At 62.1% G+C, this 23,377-nt stretch carries 23 protein-coding genes and 2 tRNA genes; 9 read left to right on the forward strand and 16 right to left on the reverse strand.

What is annotated here, in order from left to right:
* Window positions 1–16: 16 nt before the first annotated feature.
* Window positions 17–1,756 carry a Stk1 family PASTA domain-containing Ser/Thr kinase gene (gene pknB / locus M2390_RS15720; RefSeq protein ID WP_259180132.1) on the forward strand — a complete coding sequence of 580 codons (1,740 nt, stop codon included), beginning with the start codon at window positions 17–19 and terminating at the stop codon, window positions 1,754–1,756.
* Between the two features lie 57 nt (window positions 1,757–1,813).
* Here pknB and M2390_RS15725 read toward each other — a convergent pair whose 3' ends face one another.
* Genes M2390_RS15725 through M2390_RS15735 form a run of 3 tightly spaced genes read right to left on the reverse strand, consistent with a single transcriptional unit; the run spans window position 1,814 to window position 3,821 of the window.
* A complete protein-coding gene (locus M2390_RS15725) occupies window positions 1,814–2,464 on the reverse strand; it encodes an aminodeoxychorismate/anthranilate synthase component II (RefSeq protein WP_259180134.1) in 651 nt (216 codons plus the stop codon).
* Window positions 2,465–2,473: 9 nt separating this feature from the next.
* Window positions 2,474–2,632: a hypothetical protein gene (locus M2390_RS15730; RefSeq protein ID WP_183091863.1), complete on the reverse strand. Its 159-nt coding sequence runs from the start codon at window positions 2,630–2,632 to the stop codon at window positions 2,474–2,476.
* A 1-nt stretch (window position 2,633) separates the two neighbouring features.
* Window positions 2,634–3,821 carry a class E sortase gene (locus M2390_RS15735; RefSeq protein WP_259180137.1) on the reverse strand — a complete coding sequence of 396 codons (1,188 nt, stop codon included), beginning with the start codon at window positions 3,819–3,821 and terminating at the stop codon, window positions 2,634–2,636.
* A gap of 91 nt (window positions 3,822–3,912) precedes the next feature.
* Between M2390_RS15735 and M2390_RS15740 the strand changes: the two genes are divergently transcribed.
* Complete coding sequence (locus tag M2390_RS15740) at window positions 3,913–4,158, forward strand: cell division protein CrgA (RefSeq protein ID WP_030147564.1); 246 nt, start codon at window positions 3,913–3,915, stop codon at window positions 4,156–4,158.
* Between the two features lie 215 nt (window positions 4,159–4,373).
* Here the strand turns inward: M2390_RS15740 and M2390_RS15745 are convergent, their stop codons facing one another.
* Window positions 4,374–5,069 carry a rhomboid family intramembrane serine protease gene (locus M2390_RS15745; RefSeq protein WP_259180139.1) on the reverse strand — a complete coding sequence of 232 codons (696 nt, stop codon included), beginning with the start codon at window positions 5,067–5,069 and terminating at the stop codon, window positions 4,374–4,376.
* 189 nt (window positions 5,070–5,258) lie between these two features.
* Window positions 5,259–5,798 (reverse strand): peptidylprolyl isomerase, encoded by a 540-nt coding sequence (locus tag M2390_RS15750; RefSeq protein ID WP_030147566.1) that lies wholly within the window; start codon window positions 5,796–5,798, stop codon window positions 5,259–5,261.
* Between the two features lie 104 nt (window positions 5,799–5,902).
* On the opposite strand from M2390_RS15750, the gene M2390_RS15755 reads away from it, so the two are divergent.
* Window positions 5,903–6,454, forward strand: a complete 552-nt coding sequence (locus M2390_RS15755; protein ID WP_030147567.1) for a hypothetical protein — start codon at window positions 5,903–5,905, stop codon at window positions 6,452–6,454.
* A gap of 57 nt (window positions 6,455–6,511) precedes the next feature.
* Here the strand turns inward: M2390_RS15755 and M2390_RS15760 are convergent, their stop codons facing one another.
* The 11 genes from M2390_RS15760 to dnaA form a co-directional block, all read right to left on the reverse strand.
* Window positions 6,512–6,940, reverse strand: coding sequence for an NUDIX hydrolase (locus tag M2390_RS15760; RefSeq protein WP_259180143.1), 429 nt, complete (start codon window positions 6,938–6,940; stop codon window positions 6,512–6,514).
* Between the two features lie 114 nt (window positions 6,941–7,054).
* Window positions 7,055–7,127: transfer RNA gene (locus tag M2390_RS15765), tRNA-Ala, on the reverse strand.
* A gap of 32 nt (window positions 7,128–7,159) precedes the next feature.
* Window positions 7,160–7,233 (reverse strand) — tRNA-Ile (locus M2390_RS15770).
* A 160-nt stretch (window positions 7,234–7,393) separates the two neighbouring features.
* Window positions 7,394–7,813 (reverse strand): DUF3566 domain-containing protein, encoded by a 420-nt coding sequence (locus tag M2390_RS15775; protein WP_121687870.1) that lies wholly within the window; start codon window positions 7,811–7,813, stop codon window positions 7,394–7,396.
* A 2-nt stretch (window positions 7,814–7,815) separates the two neighbouring features.
* Window positions 7,816–10,383 (reverse strand): DNA gyrase subunit A, encoded by a 2,568-nt coding sequence (gyrA, locus tag M2390_RS15780; protein ID WP_121687869.1) that lies wholly within the window; start codon window positions 10,381–10,383, stop codon window positions 7,816–7,818.
* A gap of 81 nt (window positions 10,384–10,464) precedes the next feature.
* Window positions 10,465–12,468 carry a DNA topoisomerase (ATP-hydrolyzing) subunit B gene (gene gyrB, locus M2390_RS15785; RefSeq protein ID WP_259180146.1) on the reverse strand — a complete coding sequence of 668 codons (2,004 nt, stop codon included), beginning with the start codon at window positions 12,466–12,468 and terminating at the stop codon, window positions 10,465–10,467.
* 122 nt (window positions 12,469–12,590) lie between these two features.
* Window positions 12,591–13,091 carry a DUF721 domain-containing protein gene (locus M2390_RS15790; protein ID WP_030147572.1) on the reverse strand — a complete coding sequence of 167 codons (501 nt, stop codon included), beginning with the start codon at window positions 13,089–13,091 and terminating at the stop codon, window positions 12,591–12,593.
* The gene (gene recF, locus M2390_RS15795; RefSeq protein ID WP_121687867.1) at window positions 13,072–14,262 is read right to left on the reverse strand and encodes a DNA replication/repair protein RecF; all 1,191 of its coding nucleotides are present in this window, start codon (window positions 14,260–14,262) and stop codon (window positions 13,072–13,074) included. Before recF ends, M2390_RS15790 begins: the two co-directional genes overlap by 20 nt.
* 48 nt (window positions 14,263–14,310) lie before the next feature.
* Complete coding sequence (gnd, locus tag M2390_RS15800) at window positions 14,311–15,213, reverse strand: phosphogluconate dehydrogenase (NAD(+)-dependent, decarboxylating) (RefSeq protein ID WP_259180149.1); 903 nt, start codon at window positions 15,211–15,213, stop codon at window positions 14,311–14,313.
* A 26-nt stretch (window positions 15,214–15,239) separates the two neighbouring features.
* Window positions 15,240–16,388: a DNA polymerase III subunit beta gene (dnaN, locus tag M2390_RS15805; RefSeq protein WP_259180151.1), complete on the reverse strand. Its 1,149-nt coding sequence runs from the start codon at window positions 16,386–16,388 to the stop codon at window positions 15,240–15,242.
* Window positions 16,389–17,015: 627 nt separating this feature from the next.
* The gene (gene dnaA, locus M2390_RS15810; protein WP_259180152.1) at window positions 17,016–18,452 is read right to left on the reverse strand and encodes a chromosomal replication initiator protein DnaA; all 1,437 of its coding nucleotides are present in this window, start codon (window positions 18,450–18,452) and stop codon (window positions 17,016–17,018) included.
* A 328-nt stretch (window positions 18,453–18,780) separates the two neighbouring features.
* Between dnaA and rpmH the strand changes: the two genes are divergently transcribed.
* The 6 genes from rpmH (at window position 18,781) to rsmG (ending at window position 21,902) form a co-directional block, all read left to right on the forward strand.
* Complete coding sequence (rpmH, locus tag M2390_RS15815; protein ID WP_022895130.1) at window positions 18,781–18,918, forward strand: 50S ribosomal protein L34; 138 nt, start codon at window positions 18,781–18,783, stop codon at window positions 18,916–18,918.
* A gap of 34 nt (window positions 18,919–18,952) precedes the next feature.
* A complete protein-coding gene (gene rnpA / locus M2390_RS15820; protein WP_030147577.1) occupies window positions 18,953–19,291 on the forward strand; it encodes a ribonuclease P protein component in 339 nt (112 codons plus the stop codon).
* Window positions 19,288–19,596, forward strand: a complete 309-nt coding sequence (gene yidD / locus M2390_RS15825) for a membrane protein insertion efficiency factor YidD (RefSeq protein WP_259180159.1) — start codon at window positions 19,288–19,290, stop codon at window positions 19,594–19,596. Before rnpA ends, yidD begins: the two co-directional genes overlap by 4 nt.
* 8 nt (window positions 19,597–19,604) lie before the next feature.
* Window positions 19,605–20,645, forward strand: coding sequence for a membrane protein insertase YidC (gene yidC / locus M2390_RS15830; protein WP_259180160.1), 1,041 nt, complete (start codon window positions 19,605–19,607; stop codon window positions 20,643–20,645).
* Window positions 20,646–20,650: 5 nt separating this feature from the next.
* A complete protein-coding gene (locus tag M2390_RS15835; RefSeq protein ID WP_030147580.1) occupies window positions 20,651–21,172 on the forward strand; it encodes a R3H domain-containing nucleic acid-binding protein in 522 nt (173 codons plus the stop codon).
* A gap of 94 nt (window positions 21,173–21,266) precedes the next feature.
* Window positions 21,267–21,902 (forward strand): 16S rRNA (guanine(527)-N(7))-methyltransferase RsmG, encoded by a 636-nt coding sequence (gene rsmG, locus M2390_RS15840; protein WP_259180161.1) that lies wholly within the window; start codon window positions 21,267–21,269, stop codon window positions 21,900–21,902.
* Window positions 21,903–23,377: the final 1,475 nt, after the last annotated feature.

Below are 23,377 nucleotides of genomic sequence, written 5' to 3' on the forward strand. Positions count from 1 at the left end.
GAATCTGGAGAATGTGGTGGCTGAGCAAGAGCGTCGGTTAGCGGACCGATACATCGTCGGAGCGCTGATTGGACGCGGCGGCATGGCCGACGTTTACCAGGCCACCGACACCAAGCTCGGCCGCACGGTCGCGCTCAAGATTCTCAAGGCCGATCTGGCGAGCGATCCGGCATTCCGACTGCGGTTCCGCCAGGAGGCACAGGCCGCCTCGCGGATGGCCGATCCCACCATCGTTCGCGTGTATGACGCCGGCGAAGACGAGAGCCTCGACGCCTCGGGACACCGTATCCTGCAGCCCTTCATCGTCATGGAGTATGTCCCCGGGCGCACGCTGCGCCAGGTGATCGCCGACCAGGGGGCGCTGTCCCCCGAGCGCGCCGTCCACATTGCCAGCAAGATTCTGACGGCCCTGGAGTATTCGCACCGGGCCGGAGTGGTTCACCGCGATATTAAGCCCGGCAACATCATGCTGGGGGCCGATGACGCGGTCAAGGTCATGGACTTTGGTATCGCCCGAGCGGTCTCGGACACCTCGGCTACCGTCGCGCAGACCACCGCGATCCTCGGCACCGCGTCCTATTTCTCCCCGGAGCAGGCCAAGGGCGAGACCGTGGATGCCCGCACCGACCTGTATTCGACCGGCGTGGTCCTGTTTGAAATGCTCACCGGTCGCGCCCCCTTCCGCGGGGAAACCGCGGTGGCGGTGGCCTACCAGCACGTGAGCGAGGCGCCGATGCGCCCCTCGGAGCTCAACCCCGGAGTCTCGACGGCCCTGGATATGGTGGTGGCCCGGGCACTCAGCAAGAACCGCGATGACCGCTATCAGTCGGCCGCCGAGTTCCGTGAGGAACTCATCGCCGCCGGCCAGGGTCAGGCACCCGCCGCGCGTCCCGAACCCGAATCGGCCACGATGCTGTTTGGCACGATGGGTGCCACAACCTCCAACGCCGAGCAGGCGCTGCGCCAGCTCACCGATGCCTCGGTGCAGACCAAGACCCAGCGTCGCCCCCCGGTGGTGTGGATCTGGGCCGGTGCCGCGGTGGTCGCGGTGATCCTGATCGCGATCCTGGTGTGGGTGCTCTCGCTCTCAAACACCGCGGACAACACGACCAAGCAGACCCTGCCGGATCTTGTCTCGATGAGTCAGCAGAACGCCGTGGACACCCTGCATGGGCTGAACCTGGTGGATAGCGTCTTCGAGGAAAACAGCGACACCGTCGCCGCGGGTACCGTGATTCGGACCGATCCCGAGTCCGGCAGCGAGGTGGCCCCGGGCAGCGTGGTGAAGCTCTACGTTTCGCTGGGTGCCAAGACCGTGGCCGTGCCCGAGGTGCAGAACCTGAGCCAGGCCGATGCGACCGCAAAGCTCGCCGAGGCGGGACTCGAGGTGGGCACGATCAACTCGCAGAGCTCGCCCTCGGTTGCCAAGGACACCGTCATCTCCAGCACCCCGGCCGCCGGCGCCGCGGTCTCACCCGGCTCGCGGATCGATCTGACCGTCTCGGATGGCACCGTTCAGGTGAGCGATGTCCGCGGCAACAAGCTGGATGTGGCCACCTCAATGCTCGAAGCACTGGGCCTGAACGTGGTACCGCGCCCGGACCCCACCTGCCCCGCGCAGCAGGACTCGATCGTGAACTCGCAGTCGGTAGCCCCGGGCTCGGCGCCGCAGGGCACCGAGGTTCAGCTGGGGTATTGCACCGGCACCACGGCGCCGCCGAGTACCGATCCCACGGATCCTCCGGCCGGCGGCTAGACGCCCCATAAAGAACCTCCCGCACACCGAGTGTGCGGGAGGTTTTTTGTGAATCGCCTAGCGGCCGCTCGGCGTTGTCGCCAGCAGCGGGCTCAGGGTGCGCGCACGCTCGGGCGCCTCGGCCAAACCGGCCACCTCGAGCCAGTTGGCAATCATCTGGTAGCCACCCTCGGTGAGCACGCTCTCCGGGTGGAACTGGACTCCAAAGATGGGTGAGCTCGCATGCCGCAGGCCCATGATGACGCCACCCGCGGTACGCGAGGTCACCACGAGTTCGTCGGGCACCGTGTCATCAACCACCGCGAGCGAGTGATAGCGGGTCGCGGTAAAGGGCTGCGGGACCCCACGGTAGAAGGTGCTCTCATCGTGGGTCACGGCGGAGGTCTTGCCGTGCATGAGCTCCTCGGCCACGGTCACCGTGGCACCGAAAGCCTCGGCGATGGCCTGGTGTCCCAGGCATACACCGATCAGGGGCACCTGGTGGGCGTGAGCGGCCCGAACCATGGCAATGGACGCTCCGGCGTCGCCGGGCGTTCCCGGGCCGGGAGAAACCAGAATAGCGTCGTACTCGTTTACCAGCCGGTCGGCCTCGGACGCGTCAAACGCATCGTTGCGAACAACCTCGGTCTCGGCGCCCAGCTGCTGCAGGTAGCCATTGAGGGTGTATACAAAGCTGTCGTAGTTATCAATGACTAAAACGCGGGTCATGGCCTTCACTTACTGTTCAATGGTGACTTCTTGATTATCTACGATCGACTGGACCCAGGGAAAGCCCCAGGTGACCAGCGCGTACACGGCGGCGCCGATCAGTACCAGGAGCAGGATCAGTCGGAGCCAGACCGGGCCGGGCAGGATGCGCCAGAGTGCTGCGTACATGTTAGCCCTCCACGGGGTTCAGCGATTTGGGCGCCCCATCGGCGCGCGGGGTAAAGGATTCAAACAGTCCGTAGGCGATGATTCGCTCGGCCGTCGACATGATCGGGTTACAGCTGGTGAGGGTGATCACCGACTGGGTGGCGGCCACCGAGTCCTCACGCGGAACCGCATTGAGCACATCCACCGCGGTGGGCGGCACGTACTCGGAGTTGCGGTAGCGGTAGGTGAACCAGCCCTCGGGTGTTTCGATCACGATCGCATCACCCACGCGAAGGTTAGCGACCTGGTTAAGCGGGGCGCCGTGGGTATTGCGGTGACCGGCCAGCGCGAAGTTTCCGGGCTGCCCGGGGAGCTGGGTGTCGGAGTAGTGACCGATACCCGCCTTATCGAGGGTCTTAGCCTTGGACACACCACCGGCCAGCGGAGCACCGTAGGACTCACCGAAGCGCGGAATACGCAGGTTCGCGAAGGTCTCCCCGTCTACCGGAGTGGGAATCACCGGTGCCGCACCGTCAAAGGCGGGGGCGGGGTTTTCCTTGGCATCCTTGTCCCACTGCTGGGAGAGCGAGGCCGCGGCACCGTCCTGCTGGCCGCGTTCAACCATGTCGTTGTACCAGAGCTGCCACACCAGATAGAGCAGCATCAGGACGCCGGCGGTGAGCAGAATCTCCCCGAACGCTCCGATCACGCTGAAGCCCTCGAACGGGCGCTTGCGGCGCCGCTTTCCCGATCCCGCACCGGCCGAGGCCACGGGTGCCGCGGGCATGGCGACGGTCTGCGACTCATCATGACGTGAGGTTTCGAGTGCATCCGACGCGGACTGCGCGGCGGCGGGATCGGTCAACCCAAACAGGGTCTCGATCGAGGGTGTGGTCTCGCCGTGCGCCGGGGTCGGGACTGCGGCTACTTCCGTCACGCTCTGGGGCACGGCGGGTTCCGGCACCGCGCCCGGTTCCTGTGCCACGACCGGCTCAGCCATCGCGGAAAACTCCGGCTGCTCGGGCACTCGGGCGGTGTCGCCGGCATCGAGAGGCACGGCTGTCGACTCCGGCTCGGCGGGCGTCGCGGAAGGCACGGCGGGCTGGCGGGCGGCGAGGGCGTCGCGCTCAGCCGACTGTTCGGCGGCCCGTTCGGCGGCGCGGCGCGCAGCGCGGGTGGGCGGAATCGAGCCGTCGGAATCGGAAGACATGGCCGTAATTCTATCCGCAGAGGGTGAAGTTTCGGCTGGCATTCGTCGCAGAGCCTGCGATCGCTGTCGCGGCTCGGCTACAATCGGGGACATGGCACGTGCAAAATCCAAGAAAACTCAGCCCGCGCAGGGCACCGAAACCAGCGGCGAGCCGGTACCCAACGCGGTCTGGTTCAAGCCGGTGATGTTCGGCTTCATGCTCCTCGGACTCGTCTGGATCATCGTCTTTTATGTGAGCCAGGGTGTGCTCCCGGTCCCGGCACTGGGCTCCTGGAACATTCTGGTCGGCTTCGGAATCGCGTTCATCGGATTCCTGATGACCACCCAGTGGCGATAATTACACTCACGTAATTCCATCCACAGCGTCCTCCACAGTGTGGACAATTACACCGATGTAACTATCCCCAGGCTGTGGATAACCCTGGGGGTAACCCTGTGAATCCGTGTGGACAAGCACGTGGATAACCCGCCACACGCCCACAATGCTCAAGAAAAACGCCGGCCCGGCATCCTCAAGGGGATGCCGGGCCGGCGTTTTTGCTTCCCGGAACGCTAGGCGTAGGTGGGCACAAACAGGCGGAATAGCGAGAGCAGAATCATCACCGCACCCAAGCCACCAACCAGGAGCCAGAACTTTCGGTTCTTTCCCTGGCCGCGGCACTCATAGCAGATCCATCCGAAGATGGCGCCGCCGACCAGGCCGCCCAGGTGCGCCTGCCAGGAGATCCCGGCGTTCGGCAAGAACCCGATCACCAGGTTGATTCCCACCAGAACCAGCAGGCTGCGCATCTCGTTACCGAGGCGCCGCTGGATCACGATAAAGGCACCCATCAGACCGAAGATGGCGCCGGATGCCCCGACCACCGCCTGGTTGATCGGAGCGAGGAACATCACACCGAGCGAGCCGGCAAACCCGGCCATCAGATACAGGGTGAGGAATCTTCCGCGGCCCAGCTGCTGCTCGAGGGCCCGGCCGAAGATCCACAGCGTGTACATGTTCAGCAGGATGTGCAGAATGAAGCCGGTGGAGTGCAGGAACACGGCCGTCAGCATCCGCCAGGGCTCAAAAGCCTGTGGCTCGGAGAACAACGGGGCGTACCAGAACGTCCGAGTGAAGCCGGGAATCACCCACTGCAGGATGAAGGCAACCACCGTGACCGCAATAATGACGTTGGTGACGCTGGCAAATCGCGGGGCGACTCCCCCGCGGGCACCCCAGCGCGATGCGCGCTTCTGAGCGGTAGACATTGCGCCGCGCTGCTCACGCAGACACTCGGGGCAAATCACCCCCACCGCGGCCGGCGTCTGGCATTCTCCACAGATCGTGCGGCCGCAACGCTGGCAGAGCACAAAGCTCTGCCGGTCGGGATGGCGATAGCAGACATCGCTGGCCCGGGCCCCAAAATTTGAACTCATATTGTGACCCGGGCGCGCAGACTAGACTGCGGCGATGTCGATGCCCTCGATGACCACGTCATCGATCGGACGGTCACGGGCGTCGGTCGGAACCGCTGCCAGCTTGTCAACGATTGCGCGGCTGGCCTCATCCTCGACGGCGCCGAAGATGGTGTGCTTGCCGTGCAGCCAGGTGGTGGGGGCGACGGTGATGAAGAACTGCGAACCGTTGGTACCACGGCCACCGATCTTGCCCGCGTTGGCCATGGCCAGGATGTAGGGCGAGTCGAAGGTCAGGTCATCAACGATCTCGTCGTCGAACTTGTAGCCGGGGCCGCCGGTTCCGTTACCGAGCGGGTCGCCGCCCTGGATCATGAAGCCGGGGATGATGCGGTGGAAAACGGTGCCCTTGTAGAGGGGGGTGTTGCGCTTTTCACCGGTGCGCTCATCGGCCCACTCCTGCTCGCCGGTGGCGAGACCTACGAAGTTGTTTACCGTCTTCGGCGCGTGGTTGCCGTAGAGGTTCACGATGATGTCACCGTAGTTGGTGTGGATGGTTGCGACAGCGGTGTGCTTTGACATGGGTCAATTCTCGCATACTTGTTTTGTCAATCACCGTCCCGTTCCAAGGATTCGGTGGCAAGATGGTTAACCGACACGTCCAAAACGAGCAATGGAGGTCCAGAGTGAATCTGTCGCGTCAGCGCAAGAAAGAAATCAAGCGCCTCAAGGGAGATGCCAGCGCCCTCTGGGCCGCCCAGCAGGAACTGCTGGAGCACGCAAACGGGGTAGCACGTGAGGCCGGCCGTCAGGTCGGTAATTATGGGCGCGAGCAGGTTGTGCCCTCCGTGGTGCAGTCCTATGAGAGCCACGTCCAGCCGGTGGTTGACCGTGGTGTTTCGATTACCCGTGACGTGGTGGATGCCGCCAAGCACGGCATCGATCACAAGGTAGTCCCCGCCCTCGGCGCCGCCGTCGGTACGGTTCTGTCCATCGGCGATGTGGCACGCGATAAGCGTGTGCAGAGCGCCCTGGCACGGGTCAACCCCAAGGCCGCCGCCAAGCGCGCCCTGGTTGTTGCCGCCCCGCAGAAGAAGAAGCGTGGCGTGGGCAGCGTCCTGGCCATCGGGGCCGGTGTACTGGCCGCCGCCGGGGTCGCCTACGCACTGTGGCAGACCTTCCGGGCCGATGACGAGCTCTGGGTCTCCGAAGACGAGCCGGCACAGTCCGACAGCTAATCGTCCCAGAGACGTCGAGGGGCCCCGAGCACACCGCTCGGGGCCCCTCGCTGTCTCCTAGGCCTCCTGGGACCGCCAGAGCGCCAGGGCGGCGGGGACCAGGCTCACCGTACCCAGGTTTTCGACCTCATCCAGTTCATGCCAGGCCGCCCAGTCGGTTGACCCGTTCTCCTCATAGCGCAGCTCTCCCCCGGTGATCTTCGCCCGATAGACGATACGCAGGTTGTGCAGCGGGACACGCCGGGTGGGATCCAGTCGCCGGTGTGCGGGGGTCACCAGCGAGTCGATGCCGATCAGTCCGGTGACCTCGGCCTGGAATCCGGTTTCCTCAAAGATCTCACGGATCACCGCATCGGCCGGATCCTCCCCCGGATCAATCCCGCCTCCGGGCAGCGTCCAGCCCGAATGCCCCCGCTCGTTCCAGTGCGCAAGCAGAATCTGGGAGCCATCGGTGATGATGCCGTACGCGGCGACGCGGATATCCATTCCCCCAAACTACAGCCGTGCGGTGCCAGGCAACAGCAAACCGAATGCACGTTCGTCGCAGATTCCGGGCAAAACAAAACCGCCCCGTCTTGCGACGAGGCGGTTTTTGTCCTGTGGAGCCTAGGAGAATCGAACTCCTGACCTCCTGCTTGCAAAGCAGGCGCTCTACCAATTGAGCTAAGGCCCCATTTTTTCGAAGGAAGTGAAACTTCCTCAGAGTGGGGCTACCAGGACTTGAACCTGGGACCTCTTCGTTATCAGCGAAGCGCTCTAACCGCCTGAGCTATAGCCCCCTGTGGACATCAATCAGAATACCGGAGGTATGAATGAATTCTCAAATCGAGCCCGCCGGGCGGCGTGTTCCGCGCAATTCCGGGCTTTGACGCGGGTGAGATTACCCGGTTAAACGCCGGTGTCGCTGCCCCAAAGGAGGCAGCGACACCGAGCATATGACTAGTTGTTGGTGAAGCCCACCAGCACACCGCCGGTGACCTTCACGGCGAGGTTGTACAGCGCGGCCGAGATGGCTCCCAGCGCGGTCACCACCACGAGGTTCAGGATCGCCAGAACGGCGGCGAAGCCCATGATCCGGCCGAGGTCGAAGATCGCGGTCAGGTCGTTCCCGTCCTGCGCCTCCTTGCCGGCGACGGTCTTGAACAGGTTGTTAATCTGCTCAAACACGCCGGTCTGCTGGAGCACCGTGTACACCAGGAAGAAGAACACAACGGTGATGATCGCGATCGCCACGGCCGCCAGGAAGGAGAGCTTCAGGGCCGACCAGAAGTCGATGTAGACCAGCTTCAGCCGCACCTGCTTGGTGTTCTGACGCTTATTCGATTTCTTTGCGAGCTTTTCGGCAACGCTAGTACTCATGCTTATTCTTCCTTCTCGGACGATTCCGTTACCGTCGGTGCGTCGGTCTCGTCTTCCCCGTTTTGTCCGTCAAGATTGCGGTCGCTGTTACGCGCAAGCGCAATAATACGGTCATTATCTGCGAACCGGGCGAAGACAACACCCATGGTGTCGCGACCCTTGGCCGGAACTTCGGCCACGGCAGAGCGTACCACCTTGCCGCTGGCCAGCACCACGAGGACCTCGTCCTCGTCGCCCACCACCAGGGCACCGGCGAGTTCGCCGCGGTCCTCGCTGAGCTTGGCAACCTTGATTCCGAGCCCGCCACGACCCTGGACGCGGTACTGTTCCACGTCCGTTCGCTTGGCAAATCCGCCCTCGGTCACCACAAAAACAAAGCCCTCTTCGCCGGCCGGCGGGAGTACCGAGGCCGAGAGCAGGTTGTCGTCGCCACGGAACTTCATGCCGGTCACACCCGAGGTCGATCGACCCATCGGACGCAGCGCCTCATTATCCGCTGTGAATCTAATGGACATTCCCTGGCGGGACACCAGCATCAGGTCGCTGTCCTGTTCCACGAGCATCGCCGAGACCAGTTCGTCACCCTCGCGCAGGTTGATCGCGATGATGCCACCGGTACGGTTGGTGTCGTACTCGGACAGCGAGGTCTTCTTGACCAGACCGCCGCGGGTGGCCAGCACCAGGAACTCGGCGGCCGCGTAGTCGCGGATGTCGAGGATCTGAGCGATCTCCTCCCCCGGCTGCAGCGCGAGCAGGTTCGCCACGTGCTGACCCTTGGCGTCACGACCGGCCTCGATGACCTCATAGGCCTTGGCACGGTACACGCGTCCGGTGTTGGTGAAGAACAGCAGCCAGTGGTGGGTGGTGGTCACAAAGAAGTGCTCCACCACGTCATCGGCGCGCAGCTGGGCACCCTTGACGCCCTTGCCGCCGCGGTGCTGCGAGCGGTAGTTGTCGCTGCGGGTGCGCTTGATGTATCCGCCGCGGGTGACGGTCAGAACCATCTCCTCCTCGGGGATCAGGTCTTCGATGTTCATGTCGCCATCGAAGCCGTACATGATCTCGGTGCGACGGTCATCGCCGTAGCGGTCGACGATCTCGGTCAGCTCCTCGCTGACGATCTCGCGCTGACGCACGGGGCTGTCCAGGATCGCCTTGTATTCGGCGATTTCGCGCTCGAGCTCGGCGGCCCGGTCGATGATCTTCTGACGCTCCAGGGCGGCCAGACGACGCAGCTGCATCGCCAGGATCGCATCGGCCTGCAACTGGTCTACCTTCAGCAGCTCCATCAGGCCGGTGCGGGCCTTGTCCACGTCCGGCGAGCGACGGATCAGCGCGATGACCTCGTCCAGGGCATCCAGGGCCGCCAGGTAGCCGCGCTGGATGTGCGCGTCGGCCTCGGCCTTGCGCAGACGGAACTGGGTGCGACGCACGATCACGTCGACCTGGTGGGCGGTCCAGGCGGTGATGAAGCCGTCCAGGGACAGGGTGCGCGGCACTCCGTCCACGATCGCCAGCATGTTGGCACCGAAGTTTTCCTGCAGCTGGGTGTGCTTGTACAGGTTGTTCAGCACAACCTTCGCCACGGCATCGCGCTTGAGCACGATGACCAGACGCTGACCGGTACGACCCGAGGTCTCATCGCGAATGTCGGCGATGCCCGCGAGCTTGCCGTCCTTGACCAGGTCGGCGATGCGAATGGCCAGGTTATCCGGGTTGACCTGGTAGGGCAGCTCGGTGACCACGAGGCAGGTACGACCCTGAATCTCCTCGACGTTGACCACCGCGCGCATCGTGATCGAGCCACGGCCGGTGCGGTAGGCGTCCTTGATGCCGTTGACACCGAGGATCTGGGCGCCGGTCGGGAAGTCCGGTCCCTTGATGCGCTCCATCAGCGCCTCGAGGACCTCTTCCCGCGGAGCCTCGGGGTTGGCCAGGTGCCACAGGGCACCGGCGGCCACCTCGCGCAGGTTGTGCGGCGGGATGTTGGTGGCCATACCCACGGCGATACCGACCGAGCCGTTGACCAGCAGGTTCGGGAATCGAGCCGGCAGAACCGCGGGTTCCTGGGTGCGACCGTCGTAGTTGTCCTGGAAGTCGACGGTGTCCTCGTCGATGTCGCGGACCATTTCCATGGCCAGCGGGGCCATCTTGGTTTCGGTGTACCGCGGGGCCGCGGCGCCGTCGTTACCCGGGGAACCGAAGTTTCCCTGGCCGAGGGCCAGCGGGTAGCGCAGCGACCAGGGCTGCACCAGACGAACCAGGGCGTCGTAGATCGCCGAATCACCGTGCGGGTGGAACTGACCCATCACGTCACCAACCACGCGGGCGCACTTGGAGAACGCCTTCTCGGGGCGGTAACCACCGTCATACATCGCGTAGATCACGCGGCGGTGCACGGGCTTCAGACCATCGCGCACCTCGGGCAGCGCACGACCCACGATCACGCTCATTGCGTAGTCGAGGTAGCTGCGCTGCATCTCCAGGCGCAGATCAACCTGGTCGATCTTGCCGTGCACGCCGTGGTCGATCTGCTCGGCGTTTTCTTCGGAGTTAGTTTCGTCGCTCATCGTGTCCTTCGTTACCTCTCGGCGCGGGAACCGGCCGGGTTCCGGAAGTGAAAATCGGGCTGCGGATTGGCCGCACTCACGCTAGATGTCAAGGAAGCGCACGTCCTTGGCGTTCTGCTGGATGAAGGTGCGTCGAGCCTCGACGTCCTCCCCCATCAGGGTCGAGAAGATCTCGTCCGCGGCGGCGCCGTCATCCATGGTGACCTGACGCAGGGTGCGGGTCTCGGGTGCCATCGTGGTTTCCCACAGCTCGCGGTAGTCCATCTCACCCAGACCCTTGTAGCGCTGGATGCCGTTGTCCTTGGGGATCCGCTTTCCGGCGGCCACACCCTTGGCCAGCAGATCGTCGCGCTCCTCATCCGAGAAGACGTACTCGTGGGCGGAGTTTGACCACTTCAGGCGGTACAGCGGCGGCATCGCCAGGTACACGTAGCCCTGGTCGATCAGCGGGCGCATGTAGCGGAACAGCAGGGTCAGCAGCAGCGTGGTGATGTGCTGGCCGTCCACATCGGCATCGGCCATCAGCACGATCTTGTGGTACCGAGCCTTCTCGGGGTTGAAGTCCTCGCCGATGCCCGCACCGAATGCGGTGATCATGGCCTGCACCTCGGCGTTACCCAGGGCGCGGTCCAGGCGAGCCTTCTCGACGTTCAGAATCTTGCCGCGCAGCGGGAGGATCGCCTGGGTCTCGGGGTTACGACCCTGCACGGCGCTACCGCCGGCAGAGTCACCCTCGACGATGAAGATCTCGGAGACCGAGGGGTCCTTGGACTGGCAGTCCTTGAGCTTTCCGGGCATTCCGCCACCCTCGAGCAGACCCTTACGGCGCGCGGTTTCGCGTGCCTTCCGGGCGGCCAGACGAGCGGTTGCTGCCGACAGTGCCTTGGTGATGATCGCCTTGGCGATGATCGGGTTGCGCTCGAACCAGTCGGAGAGCTGATCGCCCACAACCTTCTGCACGAAAGCCTTGGCCTCGGTGTTACCCAGCTTGGTCTTGGTCTGGCCCTCGAACTGCGGCTCACCCAGCTTGATCGAGATGACGGCGGTCAGGCCCTCACGCACGTCGTCACCGGAGAGGTTGTCATCCTTGTCCTTGAGGATGTTCTTCTCGCGGGCGTAGCGGTTGACCAGGGTGGTCAGCGCGGCGCGGAAGCCCTCTTCATGGGTTCCACCCTCGTGGGTGTTGATGGTGTTGGCGTAGGTGTGGACACTCTCGGAGTACGAGGTGGTCCACTGCATCGCGATTTCCAGCGCGATCTTGCGCTCGGTGTCCTCCTGCTCAAACGAGATGATCTCGTCGTTGACCAGTTCGGAACGCTTGGCCCGGTTGAGGTGCTCCACGTAGTCCACCAGGCCGCGCTCGTAGTGGAACACGTTGTGCTTCTTGGTGGGAACGGCTGCCTCTTCGCCCTCTGCGGGCTCCTCGATCTCGTCCACACGCTCATCGATCAGCTCGATGCGCAGTCCCTTGTTCAGGAACGCCATCTGCTGGAAGCGGGTGCGCAGGGTGTCGTAGTCGAACTCGACGGTTTCGAAGATCTCGGCGTTGGGCCAGAACGTGATGGTGGTTCCGGTCTCCTCGGTGGCCTCATCCTTGGACAGCGGCGCATCGGCGACACCGTTGTGGAAGGTCGCGCGGTAGGCATTACCCTGGCGCTTCACCTCGACGTCCAGACGGGTCGAGAGTGCGTTCACCACCGAGCTACCCACACCGTGCAGACCACCGGAAACGGCGTATCCGCCGCCGCCGAACTTACCACCGGCGTGCAGGATGGTGAGCACCACCTCGACGGTGGACTTGCCCTCTACCGGGTGGATATCCACCGGGATTCCGCGGCCGTTGTCGACAACGCGCACGGCGCCGTCCTCGAGGATGGTAACGATGATGTTGTCGCAGTAGCCGGCCAATGCCTCATCTACCGAGTTGTCAACAATCTCGTAGACGAGGTGGTGCAGACCGCGAGGTCCCGTGGATCCGATGTACATACCGGGCCGCTTGCGGACCGCCTCGAGACCCTCAAGAACCTGAATCTGACTTGCGCCGTAGTCGCCTGACTGTGCCGACATATTCGGTTCTGATGACATATGAAATTGGGCTCCAAACCGTCGTGAATTCGACCTTCTCAGTCTACCAAGAATTGCCGCATTTGGGCGGCTATTTTGGCTTCTACGGCGGGTTTTTTGGCCGGTCGACCACTTTTGTTGGGTCACCCGTAGGTGTCGCGCACACCACGGCCCTGAACGGATCGTGGACCACGTTTGAAGGAAGGGACGTTCGGTCCGACAAAGCGGATGCCCTCGATGCCCGCCTCGGGATAGCGCAGGGCGATCTGCTTGAGGATCTCCAACCGCATCAAACGCAGCTGAGTGGCCCAAGCCGTGGACTCACACTGCACACTCAGCGTGCCGTTTTCCACGGCGATCGGACTCGAGTGTTTGGCGGTCTCCTCCCCCGCCAGCGCGATCCAGTTCGCCATCAGCTCGGCCTGGGACAGGTTCGAGTCCCACCCCAGCTGAACCGTCAGCGCGCTCATCACGTCTCCGAGCCCGCGGGGCTCACGACCCGGGCTAAACGGCAAGCTTTGCCCGGAATCCCGCGGATCCTGGCGCTTTTTGCGCGATCTGGGCCGGGTCCCGGTGAACAAAAACTTGAAGTGCTCGTACACCGCCATCGCCTCGGCCGGGCGATTATCCTTCGGCGAAGGCATCGATCACCTCCGGATCCACCACCGTGCCCGAGCGGATATGCACGATGTGCGCGGTGAGTTCCTCGGGGATATCCTCAAGCACCGCGGCGGTAATAAACACCTGCTCGTAGCGCGAGATGATGGTTGCCAGGCGGGCGCGGCGCCGCTGATCCAGCTCGGCAAACACGTCGTCAAGGATCAGCACCGGGTCTCCCAGCAGCGAATCCCGCCGCAGAATCTCCGCCGAGGCGATCTTCAGCGCCAGCGCAAACGACCAGGATTCGCCGTGGCTGGCATAGCCCTTTACCGGCAGCCCGTTGAGATCAAAACGCACATCATCGCGGTGCGCGCCCACCAGGGTCACGCCACGATCAAGCTCAGAGCGCCGTTTTTCAGCCAGGGCGGCCCGGAAAGTCGCGATAATCTGCCCGCGGTCGGCGCCGCCGGAGGGATCCCACACCACGTTTTCGGGATCATCGGTCTCGGTATCGTTGCCCAGAATCGACAGCACGGGCACCAGGCCGGGCCGGTGATCGGCGCCAACAACCTCGGAGTACGCGGTGCGAATGGGCACCTGCAGGTCCGAAATCAGCGCGAGTCGCTCGGCAATAATCTCGCTGCCCAGCGCAACCAGCTTGTCATCCCAGATTTCCAGGGTGGTCAGCTGAGATTCCTTGACGCCGGTGGCACGAGCGGATTTCAGCAGCGTATTGCGCTGACGCAGCACGCGCTCATAGTCGGCCAGTACACCGGCCAGCCGCGGGGTGCGCAGCACAAGCAGCTGATCCAGGAAGCGGCGCCGCGCAGATGGATCGCCCCGGATGATTCCGAGGTCTTCGGGGGCAAACAGCACACTCGAGAAGTAGCGCGGCAACTCACGCGGCTTAATCTGGCCGCGGTTGATCTGCGCCCGATTGGCAGCGCCCCGGTTGATCTGTACTTCGGCCAACAGATCGCGGCCATTGTGGTGCAGTTTTGCGCGGATAACCGCCGAATTCTGACCCGCACGGATCATCGGCGCGTCCCCGGAGACCCGGTGCGAACCGAGTGTGGACAGATAGCCCAGAGCCTCAACCAAATTGGTTTTACCCTGGCCATTCTTGCCCACAAACAGGTTCGCACCCGGGCTCACGGCGACATCCGCACTCGCGTAATTACGAAAATCCGCGAGATTCAGATGCGTCACGATCATGTCATCACCCCGTTAGTGGCGTGGCGGCACGAGTCGTGCCGCGGGTTATTACTCCGCGGACTTGACCGAGTGTCCACCGAACTGGTTGCGCAGTGCGGCGACGGCCTTCATCGCGGGGGAGTCTTCCTGACGCGACACGAAGCGCGCGAAGATCGACGCGGCAATGGTCGGCACGGCGACGGCGTTGTTGATGGCCTCTTCGATGGTCCAACGGCCCTCGCCGGAGTCCTCCACGTAGCCCTCGATCTCGGCCAGGGTCGGGTCTTCCTTGAGTGCCAGAACCAGCAGGTCCAGCAGCCACGAGCGCACAACGGTGCCGCGCTGCCATGCCTCGAAGGTTCCGGGAACGTCCTTGATCAGGTCCTTGCGAGCCTCAAGCAGCTCGAAGCCCTCGGCGAACGCCTGCATCATGGCGTACTCGATACCGTTGTGAACCATCTTGGCGTAGTGACCGGCACCGATTTCACCGACGTGCACGAAGCCCTCTTCGCGGGGACCCTCGGGACGCAGTGCGTCGAAGACGGGCATGACGCGCTCAACCTGCTCGGCCGAGCCACCAACCATGAGGCCGTAACCGTTCTCGACACCCCAGACACCACCGGAAACACCGGCGTCCACGTAGTCGATGCCCTTTTCGCCGAGTTCCTTGGCGTGCTCGAAGTCATCGGAGAAGCGGCTGTTACCACCGTCGATGACCAGGTCACCGGGCTCAAGCAGGCCACCCAGCTCGGTGATGACCGAGTCGGTGATCTTGCCGGCGGGAACCATGACCCACACGGTGCGAGGGGCGGGCAGAGCCGCGACCATCTCGGCCACCGAAGCAGCGTCGGAAACCTCGGGATTGCGGTCGTAACCGGTTACCTCGATGCCTCCAGCACGCAGGCGGGTGCGCATGTTTCCACCCATTTTGCCCAGGCCGATCAGTCCAATGTGCATTTCTTCTTCTTCCATCTGTGAGTCTCGGGGGAGGACTCGGGTTAGCGCAGCAGCAGGTTGGGCTGCAGCAGGTACTTGTAGCTGTCAGCACCGGGCTGGTCCTTGGAGGACTGCGCGGTGATGAGCATCGGTCCCGGCTTGTTCGTGTTCTCCGACTTGGTGAACGAGAATCGAACAAATTCGCTCCGAACGGCGTTTAGGCCGTCGATCAGGAACGCGGGCTTCAGCGACAGCACGATGTCCTCGCCGGTCAGCAGCGCATCGATCTTCTCGGATGCCTGTGCCTGCTCGGAACCTACTGCCTCCATCACGAGACCTTCGATCGTGAACGTGAACCGCAGCGCCGCTTCGCGCTCCAGTACCAGCGACACACGTCGGACGGCTTCGATGAGTTCTCCGGTGTTGATCACCGCGTAGTTCTCGGTGGTCTCGGGGAAGAGGCGACGCACCGGGGGGAAGGTGCCCTTGATCAGCAGCGAGGTCACGGTCTTGTTGTCCGCGGAGAACGCGATCAGCTCGCGGTCATCCTTGCTGGTGAAGGCCACCGAGATGTTTCCCGAGTGACCGAAGGTCTTTCCGACCTCCTGGAGGGTTCGTGCGGGAACCAGTGCGGTGATGGGATCGCCACCACCGATTTCACCGGAATCCCAGTCGATCTCACGAACCGCAACGCGATAGCGGTCGGTGGCAACCAGGCCGAGGTGGTTTTCGGCAACCTCAAGCTGCACGCCGGTGATGACCGGGGTGACATCGTCTCGCGAGGCGGCCACGGCAACCTGTGCCACGGCGGCGGAGAACTCGTCGGCGGGAACAAGCCCGGACTGACCCGAGATTTCGGGAATGCTCGGGTATTCTTCAACCGGCATCGAGAGCAGCGTGAAGCTAGCCGAGCCACAGGTCACCAGAATGCGGTTGTCCTCGGTGGCAAACTGCACCGGAGCATTGGGCAAACGGCTGGCAATGTCCGCCAGAAGGCGCCCGGAAACAAGAATCGACCCTGATTCTTCGATCTCGGCAACGATCTTCGTCTGCGCGGACACCTCGTAGTCAAAACTCGAGAGAGTCAGCCCGGTGTCGTTGGTTTCAATCAGCACACCACTCAGGATCGGCAGCGTGGTTCGCTGCGGGAGCAGTTTTACCGCGAATGAGACGGCTTCGCTGAAGACATCGCGATTGACGCTAAATCGCACTTTGAGTTCCCCTGTCGTTTAGAAGCTCTGGAAACACCATGTTAGCCGTGCTTGCTGAGTTTTTGTGTTTCACGGGTAGCTACCCGTGCTTGATCACGCTCGATTTGAGCCCGGCCGAGCCGCAAAGGTTGTTGGGCCAGTAATTTCATTTAAGAATCTTTAATCGTGTTAACCGTTGTGGAAACTGTGGATAAGTCTGTTAATCCCGGGAATCCGTTGGCGAAGCGGGGCGCCGAGCCTGTGTGCGGTTTGTGTGATTCGCTGTGAGACCCGTGATCGCCAACCGCGTGATTTAAGGGATTTTTCACAAGGCGCCGCCTTAAGTGAACAGGTTTCCCCGAATCTGTCCACAGGTTTCCACACAGTTATCCACATTGTGCACTTGGGGACGATCCCCCAAAATCTGTGGATAAGTGGCGTTAGGCAGCCCCTCTCCGGGGACAAAAATTTCTTAATGGGACGCCTCGTACGACCACATTTTGGGCGCGTCACATCCCAAAACAGCCTCAAAGATCGCCCAAGCGCAATGTTTTGGGTGCGCTTAAAAACGTTCTCAGAGGCTGTTTTTTCGCAAAAACCCCCGATACGGATCTCGGAGGGATCCGTATCGGGGGTCAAAAAGTGGATTTAGCCGTTAAAACGGTGTCCCTGCTTGATTCTGCTGGTGAGCTCCGTGACCTGGTTGTAGATCGAACGGCGCTCCTGCATCAGGTCGCCAATCTTCTTATTCGCGTACATCACGGTGGTGTGATCCCGTCCGCCGAAGAGCTGACCGATCTTGGGCAGTGAGAGGTTGGTGAGCTCTCGGCACAGGTACATGGCGATCTGGCGTGAGGTGGCGATGGCCTGCGAACGGCTGGAACCGTAGAGGTCATCCACGCTGAGCTTGAAGTAGGCGGCGGTGGTGTTGATGATGTCCACCGGGGAGATCACGTTGTCCTCGTCGAGGGTGATGACATCCTTCAGCACCGTCTGCACCAGGTTCATATCCACCGGGGTGCGGTTCAGGCTCGCGAACGCGGTCACCCGAATCAGGGTTCCCTCAAGCTCACGGATGTTCGAGGACACCTTGGACGCGATGAACTCCAGCACCTCATCCGGGATCAGCAGCTTCTCGCTCAGCGCCTTCTTCCGCAGAATCGCGATTCGCGTCTCCAGGTCGGGTGCCTGGACATCGGTAATCAGACCCCATTCGAAGCGCGAGCGCATCCGATCCTCGAAACCGGTCAGGGCCTTGGGGGGCAGGTCGGAGGTGATCACGACCTGCTTGTTGTGGTCGTGCAGGGTGTTGAAGGTGTGGAAGAACGCCTCCTGGGTTTCCGCCTTACCCTGCAGGAACTGAATGTCGTCGATCATCAGGATGTCGATGTCGCGGTAGCGCGCCTGGAAGGCAGAGCCGCGGTTGTTGGCGATCGAGTTGATGAAGTCGTTGGTGAATTCTTCGCTGGAGACATAGCGGACACGGATGCCCGGGTACAGGCTCATCGCATAGTGCCCGATCGCGTGCATCAGGTGGGTCTTACCCAGACCCGATTCACCGTAGACAAAGAGCGGGTTGTACGCCTTGGCCGGTGCCTCCGCCACGGCGACGGTTGCCGCATGGGCGAAACGGTTGGACTGTCCGATCACAAAGTTGTCAAACGAGTACTTCGGGTTCAGCCGGGTGTCATTCTGTCGTGCGGGGTGGATCTGCTCCCCCACCGGGCTCGGAATCGGCGCCGCTGTTTCGGGGGTGTAGATCCCGGCTTCGGGATCGGTGGCCGGGAGCTCCACCTCGGGTTCGTGGTCAATCATCTCGGGATTGACCACCACCGCGAAGGTTTTGGCACCGTGGGTCTGCTCGGTCTGACCGAGTGCCTGGATCAGCGGCGCCTTCATTCGGGTGTTCAGTTGTCCGGCGGTGAACTCATTGGGCACCTCCAGATAGAAGGTTCCGGCCATCACACCCTTGGGGATTACCAGGTTGAGGAAGCCGTGCAGCGGCGGAGTGACGCGGGAATCCTGCGACATTGCGTCGAGCACAAGCTGCCAGGATTGCTGGGTCTCGTCGAGCTGATTGGACATATCTCCCCAAAAGTTATTCACAGGCTTATCCACGGAATTCGTCGAAATCGCGTATCTACCGGGATTCAGGCCCCCGTATCTGGGGATAACTGACTCACTCACGCTAACCGCTTATGCACCGATCGGCCAAATCTAGCGGAAAAATCACCCCCGCGTTAGTCTGGCGCGAAGCTGTGTATCTGTGGATAATTGATGTTTTGAGCAACTTCGGTTTGACCCCGCGCGTGTTAGGCCGTAGTTTTAATTGGTTGACGTAGCCTTCGGGCACCCAGTTTTTCTCTGCCTTTACGAACCGGGCAGTGAATGTCCTACCCAAGAGTGAGTGATTATGAGCAAGAGAACTTTCCAGCCGAACAACCGTCGTCGCGCCAAGGTGCACGGCTTCCGTCTGCGTATGCGCACCCGTGCGGGTCGCGCAATCCTGTCGGCGCGCCGCCGCAAGGGGCGCACCGAGCTCTCGGCCTAATAGCGCCGAAGCCCCAAGCGAAACGCACATCACCGTGCTAGCCTCCGAACTCCGTATCACCACGGGCGCCGATTACAAGCGTCTGGTGCGTCGGGGACGTCGGAACGTTGGCGCGGTGACTGTTGCATATATGCACATGAACCCGAATGGCGGTCCTCCGCGATTCGGGTTCATTGTTGCAAAGAACGTGGGTAATGCCGTCACCCGGAATCGAGTGCGGCGGCGCCTCAAAGCGGCGAGTTTTGAGCTCCGCGAGAGCTTTCCACCCGGCGCCGAAATTGTCTATCGGGCCTTCCCCTCGGCGGCCACCGCCGAGTTCGATGCGTTCCGGTCCGATGTTGAATCATCCTCGTCCAGGCTTGCGCCAAAATGATTGTGGTTGACACGCTTCTGCTGGTCCCACGCAATATTGGCTTGGCGATCCTGATGCTTTACCGCCGGTTGATCTCCCCTCTGTATGGGGATGTCTGCCGGTACTATCCCTCGTGTTCGGCCTACACCCTGGGCTCGATTCAGCAGCGCGGCCTGCTTCTCGGGTCCCTGCGTGGGGGTATTCGAATTCTGCGGTGCAACCCCTGGGCCGCCGGCGGCATCGATGATGTCCCGCCGAAGAAACATTTCCGCTACACCACTACGACGCGCGGCTTTGTCGTGGCTTCGACCCAGAGAAAGGGCTGACCCAAGCGATGGACTTCCTAGGAACTATTCTGTGGCCACTGAAATGGGTGGTCGAGCTCCTGCTGGTCTCCTGGCACTGGCTGCTGACCTTCTTCGGCATGGACTCTGCCGCCGGCATCACCTGGGTGCTGTCGATCGTGGGCCTCGTGCTCGTGGTGCGTACCGCCCTGATTCCGCTGTTTGTGAAGCAGATCAAGAACCAGCGTCGGATGATGGAGGTTGCTCCTCAGCTGAAGAAGATTCAGGACAAGTACAAGGGCAAGCGCGACCAGCTTTCTCGTGAGGCTATGAGCCGCGAGACCATGGCCCTGTACAAGAACACCGGTACGAACCCGCTGGGTTCCTGCCTGCCGCTGCTTGTGCAGATGCCGATCTTCTTCTCGCTGTTCTCCGTGTTGAACGGTGCGCAGAACTCGAAGGCCGGTGTGGGACCGCTGAACGCGACCCTCGCCAAGGAGTTTGGTGAGGCCCGCCTGTTCGGTGGCGCACCGCTGCACTCGAGCTTCCAGTCGGCCATGAACGACCCGGCAGGCCCCCAGGTTCTGGTGATGGTTATCGCCGCGATCATGGTTGTGGTGATGACCGCATCGCAGTTCATCACTCAGCTGCAGATCGTCTCCAAGAACATGTCGGATGAGACCAAGGCCTCGCCGATGTTCAAGCAGCAGCGCATCCTGCTCTACATCCTGCCCTTCGTCTTCCTGTTCTCCGGATTCGCCTTCCCGCTGGGCGTGATGTTCTACTGGCTGACCACGAACATCTGGACCATGGTTCAGCAGTTCATCATCATCCGCAACATGCCGATGCCGGGCTCCGAGGCCGCGCGTGAGCGTGAGGCCCGCCTGGCCCGCAAGGGCAAGCTGGAGCCGAAGGCCGATGCTGCCACCATCGTTGTGGAGGAGCGTAAGCCCGTGCAGCGTCAGCAGCCGATGGGCAAGAACCGCGCCAAGAAGGCCGGCGGAAACCCGCAGCAGAACGGCGCTGCTTCGCAGCAGCCCAAGAAGAATGACGACGGCTCCGGCTCGTCGAACAACACCCCGAGGAAGTGACCGAGATGACCGAACTGTCCCACTCCCCCGTCGCTCGCGAGGCTCGCGATCAGGAACCCACCCTGGCCGAGCTCGAGGAAGAGGGTGAAATTGCCGCTGATTACATCGAAGAATTCCTCGATATCGCAGACGTTGATGGCGACATCAATATCGACGTACGCAATGGTCGGGCCTACCTTGCGGTGACCGAGAGCGACGAGGCCGATTCCAACCTTTCGGTCCTTTCCCACACCGAGACCGTCAACGCACTCCAGGAGCTCACTCGCCTGGCCGTGCAGAGCAAGACCGGTGCGTTCTCCCGCCTGATCCTCGATATTGGGGGTTCTCGTGCGGCTCGCGAGGCGGAGCTTTCCCGTCTCGTGGACCGCGCCGCCGAGCAGCTGGAGGCCGGCGCTACGTCGGCCGCGCTGCCCCCGATGTCGAGCTACGAGCGCAAGCTCGTTCACGACCTGGTGGCCGCCCGTGGATTCGTGTCCAACTCCTCCGGCGAGGGCCGCGACCGGCACACGGTTATCACTCGCTCCTAGCGTTTATCGGCACCTTTTTGGGGCCGTCCGCACACCTTTTCGGGCCCCGTGTTTCACGTGAAACACGGGGCCTTTTAACCATCAAAGGGACATCATGACCATCGAAAACCTCGAGGCCGAGCCGGCCGAAGCCGGCGTTATTCTGGGCGAGCAGCTTCCAGTGGCGCGGGCCTTCACCGAAAACCTGGCCCGCCGTGGCGAGGAGCTGGGACTCATTGGACCGCTCGAGCTTCCTCGTCTGTGGAGTCGGCATATCCTAAACTCGGCGCTTGTCGCTCCCCTGCTTCGTCCGGGTCGCGTCGGTGATATTGGCACGGGGGCAGGTCTGCCCGGACTGGTGCTGGCGATCGCCCGCCCCGACGTGAATTTTGTGTTGATCGAGCCGATGGAGCGCCGGGTTGCATGGCTCAACAGTCAGGTCGATGAACTTGGACTCACCAACACCACCGTCATTCGTGCGCGCGCCGAGGAGGTTTCCCTGGACGCCCCTCTTGATCAGGTCACTGCTCGGGCGGTGAGTGCGTTCCGTAAGCTTCTCCCGCTGACCGCTCCCCTGCTTCGCGATGGTGGCGAACTGGTTCTGATGAAGGGTATCAACGCCGAAGCCGAGGTTGCCGCCGCAGCCAAGGAGATCCGCCGGTTCAAGGTTTCCGATATTCGCGTGGACGTGCTGGGTGAGGGTGTGACCTCGGAGGTCACCCGCGTGGTGCGAGGTTTTGTTCGCGCCTAGTCTCTGGGATCAAATTGCCCCTGCCGAGCCTCTCGGCAGGGGCAATTTTGCTTTCGGCCAAAAAATTTCACTTCTACGAAAAGTGGAGCGTTCCTGCCTTGTCGTTGAAAATTCGTGTTTTGATGTCAAAAAGTTGTGTGTCCAGATCGATTCTCCTGGAAAGTGCCGTCTTCTTGGCCGAGCTTTTGGATGTAACACCCCGCAAAATACGTTTTTCGTTTGCGGCCAAGTAAATACCAGGTCAGAGTCTATTTTGATTCCACCCTCTTGTGCGGGGCTGCCGTTTTTCACAAATTGGCGGGCGAAGCATGCTCAGCGCGATGATTGACGCCTTTCAGCGGGATTGCCTCGTGTTGCCTCTCATGTCGCGCTCCCAATGCCCGCTCCCTCGGTTCTATATCCACCTCCGACCGGAGCTCGGAGGGCGCTCGGAGCTCCGGTTGCTGTCTCGACGGACCACTCACCTCGGTCAGTATTTGGACTCAAACGGATGCCTCGGCACTGAGATGTTGGATGCTCTTAGTCGCGAGGGTGCGGAATCAGTTGCACTGGCTAGACACCTTTGTTCCCCCAGCACTGTCGTTTCTCGCACGCAATCACTGCGTGTTTCACGTGAAACATTGCTCCAACGATTGGGCGCTAGGAAGGCATTCTGAGTTCCTTCGTGGCCCGTTTGATTACCGCGTGGCCCATTTCAGAAGGTCAGCGGCCCATCTAGTCACCGCGATTGGGCCTCGCAGACGAACGCGACATACTGGCCAAACTCGGCACGGTTGCCACCACTACGACGTTCTCCCCTACCTAGACGTGGCAGGCGAGGCACTTCTGCGGACACTGGTCACCGGGGCGATAACAACTGAGCATTTTGGACAACCCTATATCGATCCTCGGCGCTCTGGATGTCCATTAGTCCGAGGGAAAGCCCTTGTACTCGGGATCCGAGAGACTGCGCTGTCGCTGTGCATGTGCCGAAACTAGAGTCCAATTCGACCGATTTATGTCCTCTGATGCCTTGATCTGTCGTGCTGCTTCTGTCGTGCCTTTGCCATCACATTGTCAGTGAGGGCAGTCCCAGAGGTGTTCGAAAGGACACTCTGCTTTGCAAGATCACGTCGCAATCTCAAGTCTCGACTGGCCTCCTCATTGCCTGGTGCGTGGGGCGTTGACTGGGTGTTCCTCAAAATGGCCCATTTGGGGAATAGCGCGCTCGTTGTGTACCGCCCATGCTCGAACTGGAGACACTTCGTGGCCCGCTGCGCCGATGTTTCACGTGAAACACTCACTAAAGCCTGCGGGCGTCGACCGTGAATCTGCGATGATGCTACTGCCTACTGCCTACTGCCTACTGCCTACTGCCTACTGCCTACTGCCTACTGCCTACTGCCTGCTGCCTGCTGCCTGCTGCCTGCTGCCTGCTGCCTGCTGCCTGCTGCCTGCTGCCTGCTGCCTGCTGCCTGCTGCCTGCTGCCTGCTGC

Source organism: Mycetocola sp. BIGb0189 (genome assembly GCF_024810155.1).
In the GTDB taxonomy this organism is placed as follows: domain Bacteria; phylum Actinomycetota; class Actinomycetes; order Actinomycetales; family Microbacteriaceae; genus Mycetocola; species Mycetocola lacteus.